Origin of the sequence: Psychrobacillus sp. FSL K6-2836 (genome assembly GCF_038003085.1) — a bacterium.
Taxonomy (GTDB): Bacteria; Bacillota; Bacilli; order Bacillales_A; family Planococcaceae; genus Psychrobacillus.
This window is the reverse complement of sequence record NZ_JBBOOM010000001.1, coordinates 3,648,928-3,661,724: the sequence shown is the minus strand read 5'-3', so window position 1 is coordinate 3,661,724 and position 12,797 is coordinate 3,648,928. Positions and strand designations below refer to the sequence as shown.

Genomic DNA, 12,797 nt, shown 5'->3' with positions numbered 1-12,797 from the left:
GAAATTTTATTGGATAAGGAGAAACCTTTACTAAATAATAGGTATTTAATAAAATTGATTGAAATGGAGGGGCGACTCCTACGGGAATAGCGTGACGCCTGAGACTACAGGCTCAGGCCACGCCCGTGGAAAGCGTCCCTGGAATGGAAATCAATTTTGTGCACAGCAAAAAAACAGCATCTTTTTAGTTGGAATAACCAAAAAACAATATTAAGCTGCTTATCCCGAATAAGGGCTAAGCAGCTTTATTAACTTCATTAAAAGGTACTTTTAAAAAGGATGATGCGAGGCTAATTTTAACATCTTACATAATTGCGTTTAAAACCAAGCTTTCCTCTATCTACTTCCTTTTGAATACTTTCGAAAGCATTTAGGAAACTGTTTTTTTTCTTTTCCCGTTTAACTTCTACTATACCTATTGCCTTTGCGGTTTCGACCGCCTTTTCATGTAGTGGCAGATAGGAAATCCCCACTGTGTATAGAAAATTATTCATAGCGGATTTCGTTCGTTCTGGCGAATCATGTATCGTATCTTTCACAAGATCAAGCATATTAGAAATCTTGATTTCCGAAAACTCAACATCTTTCCGACTCCCCAGAAGCCAACAGTAGCAACTCCAACCTGCCGACATTCTCAGCTCGTCACCACTTGCGATCCATTTATCAGAAACTTCTTGTGCAATATCCGATTCAGATAAAGTAACAGAGACTACATAATCGGATAGCATATAAAAATACGCCGCATCGATCCAACGATCATAATCCGACTCCGTCATGGCTTTTGGGTCTGCAATAATGCCAGCAAAGTACATTGCATCGTAGTTCCCAGTGGCATAAAGCTCTTCAGCTAAATTTTGATCTATTTTTATTTTCTTTGCGATTGGTTTCATAACACCTGTAGCCACACCAAAAAGCGGCTCCTGCGCACCATTGGATATGTACATTTTTTTAGTTCGTTCCTTGGCAAGCGATTCAAGCTCCTGCATAACCATTTCCATATTCATCGTTTAGCACTTCCCTCTTTTTTTGAGTTTTTCACCTGACCTTTTGCCCATTCAAACATCACTAATCCAATTTTCCCTTGAAAATAGGACTCAATTCACTCCATACATCAAACATATTTCCATCTATATCGTGGAAAACAAAATTATTTCCTGGATGTCCCCGATCTTCTATTTCTCCAACATGTACTCCCTTTTCCTTAAGAAAGTCATGAAATTCTATCAATTGCTCACTTCCATCAACTTCAAAAGTTATTGTAAAATGTTCCTGTTCATAGCTATCCAAAAACCCAGACCTCTCCCCTATTTTAGCCTTAACAAGAAAGAAGCTTTGATCAGCAAATTCTAAGATTGCTTTATCAGCATTTCTAAAGTTTTCAAAAGCTCCAAGCATCTCCTGATACCACTTCGATGATTTCTCCGGATCTACAACAGGTATGTATGTAGTCCCCACTCTTTTAATAAACGTACTCATTGCATACACTCCCCACATATTTTTATCTTTCTCTTTGAAACTTCAATTCACTATCTATTTCCATCATATCATTTTTTGGAACTTACACGGCCATGATTAAAATACGAATGGATTCGAACCCTACTTAACGTTATAATATTTTCAGAAAAATACAAACTTCAATGCTTCGAGAATCGTTTAATATATAACGGAAGGAGTTGTGGTTTTGTTGAATATTAATGATCTAAAAGAATTAATGTTTCAATATACAGAACCCTTAATACGTTTGGCCTATTACTACGTCAAGGATCTCCAAGCGGCAGAGGATATTGTACAAGAAGTATTCATCAAGCTTTTTCATAATCAGTATCATTATGAAGAACGTGGTGAGTTAAAGGCTTTTTTAACAACAATGACTATTAATAAAAGCAAAGATTATTTAAAGAGTTGGACCTATAGAAAGGTCCAATTACAAAATAAATTATTTTCACATGCTAGTAAAAGAAATTTGGACGAATTAGTAAAAAAAGATGAGCAAGCAATAATTGGAGAAGCAATACTAGAATTACCCTTAAAACAGCGAGAAGTTCTTATTTATTTTTATTTTAATGAAATGACAATTACAGAGATTGCACATATTTTATCTATTCCAGAAGGTACAGTAAAAACTCGATTAAGGCGAGGTAAAGAACTATTAAGAAAGCAACTGAAAGGAATAGAATGGGAGGTACTTTTAAATGAATAATTATATCCCTAATGAAGTGAAAGATTTAACAGCCAGTAAACAACGTGTAATGCAAAACGTAGTCAATGAGCTAGAAAATACTTCAAGAACATCAAAACATAAATGGCGATATGTAGTGATCACCACTATTTTGACAATAAGCGCAATCCTATTTGTCTTCAACGAAATATTTTTGGAAAATGAACAACAGACTGCAACCGAAGTGCAGCTAGATTTTACCAAACCTACATTCTCCGAGGAACAAGGTTTACTTTATCTTCATGGAGTAACATTAGGTGACTCACAATCAAAAGTAATAGAACACTTAGGTGAAAATTATACAATTGGTGACTACGAGGATGGTAGTGATGCAGACTTCATATTGGATTATGATGGTATTGCGCGATTCTATTTTTACCAAGAAAAATTAGATTCAATCATATTCATGAATGTAGATGAAAACTTTTTTAACAAATTGTTTAATGATTACAATGGCTTTAAATTTCTTACTCCAACGAGTGGTAATGACCGTTATTTCTACTCGAAGGATACCGGTCAGCTATTAAAAGCAACAATCGTTCCTGGGGGAAACCTTTACTTATATCTAATGGCTGGGGGCAATGATCTCTTGGAAAATCCAGATTTTCCAAAAATAGAACCGATTTTAGATTAAGTTTGAAAAGTTACGAGCCAAATCACAAATCAACAATGTTTCTAACCATAAACCTAACAAAAAAATCATCTCGACTCTATGAAAAACATAGAGTCGAGATGATTTTAAACATTCGTGTAACTTATGGTCAAATCTCTTTATAAAAGCTGCATTAAATTACGATATTGACCATTTTACCTGGTATGGCAATAATTTTCTTCACTTCTTGCCCTTCTAGCCATTGTTGTACTTGTTCAGATGCAAGAGCTAATGCTTCTAACTCTTCTTTTGTTGCATCTTTTGCAACATGTAATTTCGCACGGACTTTTCCTTTAATTTGAACAGGAATTTCTACTTCATTGTCTACTAATTTAGACTCGTCGAAAGTTGGCCATGCTTCATACACGATTGTATCGTCATGTCCAAGAATACTCCATAGTTCTTCTGCAATATGTGGAACGATAGGAGAAATCAGCTTCACAAAGCCTTCTACATATTCTTTTGAAATTTGCTCTGCTTTGTAGCCTTCATTGATAAATACCATCATTTGCGAAATGGCTGTATTATAATGCATTGCTTCAAAGTCTTCCGTTACTTTTTTAACCGTTTGGTGATACGCTTTTTCCATATTATCAGAAGAAGTGTTCGTTACTTTAGCACTCAACTTACCATCTTCATCAACAAGTAAACGCCAAATACGATCTAGGAATCTTCTTGAACCATCTAATCCGTTTGTAGACCATGGTTTCGAAGAGTCTAATGGACCCATGAACATTTCATATAGACGAAGTGAATCAGCACCATGACTTTTCACGATATCATCAGGGTTTACTACATTCCCTTTTGACTTAGACATTTTCTCGTTACCTTCACCAAGAATCATCCCTTGGTTAAATAGCTTTTGGAATGGCTCTTTCGTTGTCACCACACCAATGTCGTAAAGGAATTTATGCCAGAAGCGTGCGTATAACAAATGAAGTACTGCATGCTCTGCTCCACCTACATAAATGTCAACTGGAAGCCAACGTTTTGCTAGTTCTGGATCGACAAGCGCCTCGTCATTATTTGGATCGATGTAGCGTAAGTAATACCAGCAGCTACCAGCCCACTGAGGCATTGTATTCGTTTCACGACGACCTTTTTTGCCTGTTACTGGATCTACAACATTTACCCACTCTGTAATATTCGCAAGTGGTGATTCTCCTGTTCCACTTGGTTTAATATCCGTAGTTACTGGAAGCATTAATGGCAACTCAGATTCCTCTACAGGTGTCGATGTGCCATCCTCCCAATGGATTATTGGAATTGGTTCACCCCAATAACGTTGACGGCTGAATAACCAATCACGTAGACGATACGTAATTTTCTTCTCACCTTTACCATTCGCTTCAAACCATTCAATCGCTTTAGAAATCGCTTCTTGTTTATTTAAACCATTTAAGAATTCTGAGTTAACAAGCGTACCGTCGGCTGTATAAGCTTCTTTTGCGATATCCCCACCAGATACTACTTCCACGATTGGTAGATCAAATTGTTTTGCGAACTCATAGTCACGCTCATCATGCGCAGGAACTGCCATAATAGCTCCTGTACCGTATGATGCTAACACATAATCTGCAATCCAAATCGGCATTTTTTCACCGCTTACCGGGTTAACTGCATAAGCACCTGTAAATACACCTGTTTTGTGTTTTGCAAGATCTGTACGTTCTAAGTCACTTTTTAATATTACTTGATCTTTATAAGCTTGCACTGCTTCTGCTTGGTCAGCAGTTGTTATTGTATCCACAAGCTTATGCTCGGGCGCTAATACCGCATAAGTTGCACCAAATATAGTGTCTGGTCGAGTTGTAAAAGCACGGAATGATTCATTTGTACCGTCCACTTCAAATATAAGCTCTGCACCCTCTGAGCGTCCAATCCAGTTACGTTGCATTTCTTTTAAGCTATCCGGCCAGTCAAGATCATCTAAATCTTCTAAAAGTCTGTCTGCATAAGCAGTTATACGAAGCACCCATTGACGCATCGGACGACGTTCTACAGGATGTCCCCCACGCTCCGACACACCATCGATTACTTCTTCATTAGCCAATACAGTACCTAATGCTGGGCACCAGTTTACTGGCACTTCATCTACATATGCAAGACCTTTTTTGTACAGCTGGATGAAAATCCATTGTGTCCATTTGTAATAAGAAGGATCTGTCGTATTAACTTCTCGATCCCAGTCAAATGAAAATCCCAAATCTGTCATTTGACGTTTAAATGTGGCAATATTTTTCGCAGTGAATTCTGCAGGGTCATTCCCCGTATCAATTGCATATTGCTCCGCTGGAAGTCCAAATGCATCCCATCCCATTGGATGAAGAACGTTATAGCCTTGTTTGCGTTTAAATGCACTTAGAATATCCGTCGCTATATACCCAAGTGGATGCCCTACGTGAAGACCTACTCCTGAAGGATAAGGGAACATATCTAATGCATAAAACTTTGGTTTAGATGGATCATCCGTCATCTTATACGTCTTATTCTCCTGCCAATATTTTTGCCACTTTTTTTCAATTGCTTCATGATTAAAGCTCATCGTAACTCCTCCTCAAAATAAAAAAACTCGCCCCTTAAAAAAACTAAGGGACGAGAGATATACTCACGCGGTACCACCCAAATTAGTGAAAACCTCACTCAACTTGATTCCTTAACGCGGAAAACGGTATAAGCTACTATCAGTTCACTTACACAGACTCAAAGGCGAGTTCAATAATTCGTTACGCTAACTTACACCATCCGTTAGCTCTCTAAAGAAACGAGATCTATCTACTAATCCTTTTCACAGTCGACTTCTATTAGATTTAATAATAATGGATTCCACATTAAAAAACAAGCTGATGTTAGATAGAAACATTTTCTCTAACATTATTGACTATAAGCTCAGCATCTGTAGCATCGATAATATCTTGAACCGAATAACCCTCGAATACCTCTTTCAATTCAAGTCCATTTTCAGTTACTTCTATCATTGCCCGTTCTGTTATTATTTTATTCACAACGGCTTTACCTGTTAAAGGTAATTCACATTGTTTTTTTATTTTAGCAGAACCGTCTTTTGCACAATGATCCATAATGACAATAATTTTCTTAGCACCGTGCACTAGGTCCATTGCTCCGCCCATTCCCTTAATCATCTTTCCTGGGATCATCCAGTTAGCAAGATCACCTTTTTCGGATACTTCCATTGCACCTAAAATAGCTACGTCGACATGTCCTCCACGAATCATCGCAAATGACTCCGCACTATTGAAAAAAGCAGAGCCCGGAATAGTAGTCACTGTTTCCTTCCCAGCATTAATAAGATCAGGGTCTACTTCTTGCTCGGTTGGGTATGGTCCAATGCCAAGCAGGCCATTCTCAGATTGTAAAACGACTGTTTTATCTGGTGAAATGAAATTAGCTACTAAAGTCGGAATTCCTATTCCTAGGTTTACGTAGTTTCCATCTTCGATTTCTTTTTCTGCTCTTCTTGCAATCTTCTCACGTGAATTCAATCGAAACTCCTCCTTAAGAACGTGTCGTTAAACGTTCGATTCTTTTTTCCTGTTCTGCTTGGAATAGACCTTGAACATAAATGCTCGGTGTATGTATTTGAGCTGGATTTAGATCTCCTGTTTCTACAATTTCTTCTACTTCTGCAATTGTAATTTTACCTGCTGCTGCCATCATTGGATTAAAGTTTTGCGCGGTCATATTATAAATAAGATTCCCAAATTTGTCCGCCTTAGCTGCGCGGATAAAAGAATAATCAGCACGCAGTGCCTCTTCCAGCACATACTCTTTTCCATCGTAGACTCGCACTTCTTTTCCTTCTGCTACTATGGTTCCTACACCAGCAGGAGTAAAGAAAGCTGGAATTCCTGCACCACCAGCGCGGATTTTTTCTGCCAGCGTTCCTTGTGGTGTCAATTCCACCTCTATCTCACCAGAGATTACCTGTCTTTCAAACTCTTTATTTTCTCCAACATATGATCCTATCATTTTCTTTATCTGTTTATTTTTAAGTAGTAGTCCTAGACCCCATTCATCTACACCACAATTGTTGGAGATTACTGTTAAGTCCTTCACACCTTTATCGACTAATGCTAAAATTAGCTGCTCCGGAATTCCAACAAGTCCAAAGCCTCCAACCATTAGTGTCATTCCATCTTGAACTCCCGCAACAGCTTCTTTAGCTGAATTATAAATAGGTTTCATGCTCCCAGTCCCCTTCCATTTGTAAGCTTGATACATTATTATTTTCTCAAATATCCGATAACTTAGCAAACTATTTTCCTAAATCTGTTTCTACGATTCATAATTCCTACATCTAGATATAATAATGTGCAAGTAACCTGTAAAATCAAAACCCGCATCTACCGTTTCCGTAGGCACTTTGGACAGATTTATCGCTAGATTATTAACGAGTAATTATTGGGAAGGCAGGTCGTGACGATAGTCACGACCTGCCAACTTTTCCGGTAATTTTATGGCGAATAACTGTCCATTGCCCTTCTTCAACTATAGGAACATGTTCAGTGCATTTTTGTATAATGAGAGAAAAGATTCTTTCTAATGCCTAGAGCAAGCCCATGAAGATGCAATTTCGTTACCTATTTCGCTTCTTTATTGGGTAAGTACTAACTATATCTTATAGTCTATTTACTAAATAATAGTGTTGAATTTAAACAACCATTACAGAGTATGATTATCACTACATTTACTTAATTTAATTTCTATTGTCCTAGCGATAAGCTCTGCTAAATCTACTATTGAGTAATACACACTCCGTTGATTGAAGTGAAAGGTGGTGCGCTTAGCCTTTGTAATCCGCCTGAAACGGAAATCAATAGTATTATGTCTTATTCTTCTAAAAGTTTAATATAGTTTATGAAATTATTGACTCGTGTAGCCACCGTCCAAGACAACTGCTTGCCCCGTCATCCCTTTAGCTGCATCACTTGCTAAAAACAAAGCTAAATCAGCAACTTCCTTTACATCTAATAATCTTTTCTGAGGAACTAAAGGATATAATACTTCCTCTAAAACAGATTCAACTGGTACATTACGTACTTTCGCTAAATCCTTAAATTGGTTTCGAACAAGCGGCGTGTCCACATAGCCTGGACAAACAGCATTTACTGTAATCCCATCTGCAGCTGTCTCAAGAGCTGCAACTTTTGTAAGTCCGATTACTCCATGTTTGGCTGAGTTATAGGCTGCTTTACCAGCAAAACCAACTAAACCATTTATAGAAGCCATATTAATAATTCTACCGAATCCATTCTTCCGCATATGCGGAAGAACGTGTTTAGTAGCCACAAATGGAGCCGTCAGCATTATTTTTATCAATAGTTCAAAGCGTTCAGTCGGAAAATCTTCTAGCATTGAAACATGCTGCATTCCAGCATTATTAATCAATATATCAATTCGTCCGTACTCTCTTACGGTTAGATTAATGGAGTTAATAATATCTTCCTCGTTTGTCACATCACATTTAATCCCAAGTACATCATTACCTAGTGCTATTGCAGCATTCTTTACCTTCTCTTCATCTATATCTGTTAGAACAACCTTCGCACCTGCTTTGTAAAATTCCTGTGCAATTTCAAAGCCAATACCCTGTGCCGCTCCCGTGATAAGAAGTATTCTATCTTTTACCATACGCTTAACCTCCAACTATCAACCCTTTTACTTGATGGACTGAAAAATTAACTACCTATACCTAAACCAAATGAGAATAATATAATCGCAATCGCTAACCCTATTAAAGGTGTTACAACTGTTGTTGCCGCTACAGCCCAATAGGCAGCACTATGTTTTTCTCCACAGATTGATTGAATCGTTGTTACAACATATCCGTTATGTGGTAGGGAATCTAATGCACCGGATGAGATTGCTACAACACGGTGCAACGCTTCTTGGTTTACTCCTGCATCAATATAACCTGGTGCTAATAGTGGTAATGCAATTGTTTGACCACCAGAAGCAGATCCTGTCATACCTGCGATCACCGATACCGCTACACCAGCACCTATTAATGGAGAACCCGGTATACTAGCCATAGCATCTACTGCTACACCAAATGCAGGAACAGCTTTTGCTACACCACCAAATCCTACTACTGCAGCTGTATTACCAATTGCTATAATAGCCCCTATTGTACCAGCAGAAACTGCTTCCCATGGGCTTTTAAAGTATTTCCAACTCACGATAAATGTTGAAATGATTCCACCAAGTAATGCTAAGATTAGTGCAGATTGCTTTAATTCATCGTGGAAAATATATGATATAACTAAAACTACTATTAATGGGATAAATGCTAGAAACGGATTCGGTAATGCACGAGTTGTATCAAAGGTAGGATCAGTTTTTCTATCTTCAAAGCGCTCACCGTTATTTACTGCTTTCGTAATAATTTTCTTCAGCCACCAGTAACCAAATACTGCCATAAAGACTGCAACAATTATACTTACTTCCCATCCAGCATATGGTGTTGTTTCAAGATAATCCATTGGAATCCAGTTTTGAATTTCTGGTGATCCAGCAGAAGTCATTGTAAATGTTACAGATCCTAAAGCAAGCGTTGCTGGTATAAAACGACGTGGCAAATCTGCTTGTTTAAACAAAGAAATAGCCATTGGGTACACTGCAAATGCTACTACAAATAAGCTAACTCCACCGTAGGTCAAGATTGCACACGCAATAACAATAGCTAGGACAGCAAATTTCATCCCTAATTTGTCCACTATCATTTTTGCAACTGAATCCGCCGCACCACTATCTTCCATAACCTTTCCAAAAACCGCACCTAATAAGAACATTAAATACCAGGACATGATAAACCCCGTAAATCCTGACATATAGTTGGTCACAAAGTTAGGTACGCCATCCTCTACTAATTGTGGAAACAGTGGCATACCACTCATTAATGCCACAAATAAAGCAGATATCGGTCCAACTATAATAATATTTACCCCTTTTAAAGTTAAACCGATTAATAGAACAAGACCTCCTATTAACCCAATCATACTCATTAGAATACTACCATCCATAAACAAATCCCCCTGTATTTTAATAGTGTAATCAACCACCGTTTCTCTGCAGTAGAATCGGATTTCTGGATCTATCTATCAAACTTACAACCAATTATAAAAGCGCTTTCATAAGTCATTAAAACATAATCTAAATTTTCATTCAATAGAAATTGTGACGGGGTCGTTCAGAGTCCAAATGAAAATAATCCGATTTATCGGATTATTTCATTATTAAAAACAACAAATACAATGTTTATTTAAAATGCAAAAAATCCGATTTACTGGATAAATGTCCAATAAATCGGATTTAGGTCATAAGTTGTGTTTTTTTATTTTTTCGTACAATGTGGATCTACTTAGACCAAGTTGCTTTGCAATCCTTATTTTATCTGATTCTTCCTCTAAGTAAGACTGAAGCACTTTCTTTTCTACTTCTGCTAAAATGTTCTCGAGCGTTCCAGTAGTTTGGAAAGAAGGTACATTACTTAGTTTTATCTGTGAAGGAAGGGCAGATGGCAAAATAATATCGTTTTCCGCTAAGAAAACCGCTGCTTGCAAAATATTTTGTAATTCCCTTACATTGCCTGGCCAGTGATACGACTGAAGTATTTCCCTAGTTTTTGTTGCTAAAGTGACATGTCTACGACCAGCCTGAAGCATAAATTTTTGAAGAAAATAGTTGAGTATATCTATAAAATCTTCCATTCGTTCTCTTAATGGTGGAATGGATAGAGTAATTGCTTGTAAACGGTAATATAAATCCGCACGGAACTTCTTCTCCTCAATTAGCTTTGAGAGAGCAACATTTGATGAAACAACAATACGAACATTTACTTTTTCGCTGTTCTCCGAATTCAGTGGCGTAATTTCCTCTTCCTGCATCGCTCTTAAAAGCTTCGCTTGAAGTGTCAGAGGAAGTGCACTAATTTCATCTATATAGAGAGTTCCTTTATCTGCTTGCTTATATCGACCGTTTCGTAAGGTCCCGTTGTTATGATCAAGTACTCCAAATATTTCTTTCTCAAGCAACTCTGGTGGTATTGCAGCACAATTTACTTTAACAAAAGGGTAATCAGAGCGTTCAGAAAGCTGATGGATACTATGAGCGAACATATCTTTTCCTGTTCCACTTTCTCCTTCGATTAACACTGGAAGGTCACTTGGCGCAATTATCTCAATTGTTTCTTTTATTTTTCGAATTGCTGGAGAAGTTCCTTTAATATCTCCTAATCTGTATTCTGTGTAACTATTATCTTCTATATTTAACTGAATTCTTTCCATTGTGTTTCGAACATGAGAACTTAACTTTTTCCAATCAGACATATCTCGAAAAATGACACTACCAAAAGCGCCAACAATTTTACCATCAACAAAAAGGGGTACACGATTCGCAAGCATATATGTGCCTTTTATATAATGGGGAGAAGCATTATCTGGAACCCCTGATTTAATAACTTCATGCATTTTGGTATTTTCAATTATATCTGCAACAGGTCTCCCTATCGCTTCCTCACGCTTTACTTCAAGAAAGCTACAATAATCCTCATTAATATAAAGAATTTTCGAATCTGCATCTACTACAACAAACCATTGAAAAGCATTTTCTAAAATTTCAGCAAGAACAGAGGTTGATAGGTTTTTTTGTAAATTCTCCAAATCAATTCACATCCTTCTCAGGTGCTACTTTCTTAAGTGGGCGATCGTATAAAAGGGTAGGAACTATTGCTAACGCTATAAGTAAAGTAAAAACTAAGAACATGGCTTGTATTCCATAAACATCAACTAAAATTCCTCCAGCAAACGGACCAATCATTCTTCCTATAGTAGCCATGCTGTTCACAATACCTTGATAAAATCCTTCTCTCCCTTTCGGTGCTAGCTGTCCGGCTAATGTCGGTACTGCTGGCCAGATGAATACCTCTCCAAGTGTTAGGACAACCATTGCAACGATAAACATTGTGTAATCTTCAGCATAAGAAACAACAACAAAAGAAGCCATAAATATTACTATACCAATCACCATCTGTGTTTTAATTCGATGCTCCAACCTATTAATAATTGGCTTAATAAGTGGCTGAGTTAATAGTATTAGAGCACCGTTCATCGTCCAAAGCATGCTATATTCTTTTAAAGTAATACCTAAATCCAAAACATGGGTAGAAATAGTGGATGTCCATTGTACATAAGCGACCCACGTAAGCATATAACCAATTGATACAATCATCATTGCATAAAATGGTGCTTTTTGTTTGATTTTTTTAGAGCTTTTCATTATTGAAGCATTTATATTAGGAGCTACTGACATTTTGCGGTAATAAACTCCCGCTACCACAAGAAATAATACATAAGTCAATAAATTAGCTAGAAAAATATTATTTATATTATGATCCGCAACTAAGCCTGCAACCGCAGGGCCAATTGCCACTCCTAAGTTTTGAGACAAATAAATTGCATTAAAAGCTTTTCTTCCACCTTCGGGCCAGACACTCCCTACTAAAGCATACATGCTTGGGAAAATAATACCCCCGCTAAAACCAAGAATAGCAACAAACCAAATATATTCTGGCCAACCATGCCAAAATGTTAAGAGCATTAATGAGACCATTGACAATATAATCCCAAACATAATAGATTTATATCCACCTATTCTGTCAAATAGAAATCCTCCTAATAAATTACCAATAACTCCTGTTCCCGCATTAATCATTAGCACAAACCCAGCCATTGTTAGCGTTTGCCCAAGATGATCATGCATGTATATAGTATGTAACGGCCATAAAAAAGAATTTCCCGTTGTATTGATGAACATTCCGATTATTAAAAACCATACTGCTTTAGGCAATTTAAACACCTCACTTCTATTGTACTCAGAAGAATATTGTAGTCCTTTTCAAATGGCACT

At 37.3% G+C, this 12,797-nt stretch carries 11 protein-coding genes and 1 other annotated feature; of the genes, 2 read left to right on the top strand and 9 right to left on the bottom strand.

The window, feature by feature from the left end; genetic code table 11:
- Positions 1-296 precede the first annotated feature (296 nt).
- Positions 297-1,004 carry a DNA alkylation repair protein gene (locus MKY37_RS17720; RefSeq protein ID WP_340779019.1) on the bottom strand — a complete coding sequence of 236 codons (708 nt, stop codon included), beginning with the start codon at positions 1,002-1,004 and terminating at the stop codon, positions 297-299.
- Between the two features lie 61 nt (positions 1,005-1,065).
- Positions 1,066-1,476, bottom strand: a complete 411-nt coding sequence (locus MKY37_RS17715; protein ID WP_340779018.1) for a VOC family protein — start codon at positions 1,474-1,476, stop codon at positions 1,066-1,068.
- Positions 1,477-1,681: 205 nt separating this feature from the next.
- On the opposite strand from MKY37_RS17715, the gene MKY37_RS17710 reads away from it, so the two are divergent.
- Both MKY37_RS17710 and MKY37_RS17705 read left to right on the top strand, forming a co-directional pair.
- Positions 1,682-2,200, top strand: a complete 519-nt coding sequence (locus tag MKY37_RS17710; protein WP_340779016.1) for an RNA polymerase sigma factor — start codon at positions 1,682-1,684, stop codon at positions 2,198-2,200.
- Positions 2,193-2,852 (top strand): hypothetical protein, encoded by a 660-nt coding sequence (locus MKY37_RS17705; RefSeq protein ID WP_340779014.1) that lies wholly within the window; start codon positions 2,193-2,195, stop codon positions 2,850-2,852. Before MKY37_RS17710 ends, MKY37_RS17705 begins: the two co-directional genes overlap by 8 nt.
- 151 nt (positions 2,853-3,003) lie before the next feature.
- Here MKY37_RS17705 and leuS read toward each other — a convergent pair whose 3' ends face one another.
- The 7 genes from leuS to MKY37_RS17670 all read right to left on the bottom strand — a co-directional run bounded on the left by leuS (position 3,004) and on the right by MKY37_RS17670 (position 12,737).
- On the bottom strand, positions 3,004-5,415 hold the full coding sequence (leuS, locus tag MKY37_RS17700; RefSeq protein WP_340779012.1) for a leucine--tRNA ligase: 2,412 nt from the start codon (positions 5,413-5,415) through the stop codon (positions 3,004-3,006).
- Positions 5,416-5,458: 43 nt separating this feature from the next.
- Positions 5,459-5,671 (bottom strand) — a binding site (T-box leader).
- A gap of 48 nt (positions 5,672-5,719) precedes the next feature.
- Positions 5,720-6,373, bottom strand: a complete 654-nt coding sequence (locus tag MKY37_RS17695; protein ID WP_340779011.1) for a 3-oxoacid CoA-transferase subunit B — start codon at positions 6,371-6,373, stop codon at positions 5,720-5,722.
- Between the two features lie 13 nt (positions 6,374-6,386).
- Entirely contained in the window at positions 6,387-7,076 is a 690-nt protein-coding gene (locus MKY37_RS17690) for a CoA transferase subunit A (protein ID WP_340779010.1), read from the bottom strand.
- 678 nt (positions 7,077-7,754) lie between these two features.
- Positions 7,755-8,522, bottom strand: coding sequence for a 3-hydroxybutyrate dehydrogenase (locus tag MKY37_RS17685; protein ID WP_340779009.1), 768 nt, complete (start codon positions 8,520-8,522; stop codon positions 7,755-7,757).
- A 47-nt stretch (positions 8,523-8,569) separates the two neighbouring features.
- Positions 8,570-9,913: a GntP family permease gene (locus MKY37_RS17680; protein WP_340779008.1), complete on the bottom strand. Its 1,344-nt coding sequence runs from the start codon at positions 9,911-9,913 to the stop codon at positions 8,570-8,572.
- A gap of 294 nt (positions 9,914-10,207) precedes the next feature.
- Positions 10,208-11,551 (bottom strand): sigma-54 interaction domain-containing protein, encoded by a 1,344-nt coding sequence (locus tag MKY37_RS17675; RefSeq protein ID WP_340779006.1) that lies wholly within the window; start codon positions 11,549-11,551, stop codon positions 10,208-10,210.
- A gap of 1 nt (position 11,552) precedes the next feature.
- Entirely contained in the window at positions 11,553-12,737 is a 1,185-nt protein-coding gene (locus MKY37_RS17670; protein ID WP_340779005.1) for an MDR family MFS transporter, read from the bottom strand.
- Between the last annotated feature and the right edge of the window lie 60 nt (positions 12,738-12,797).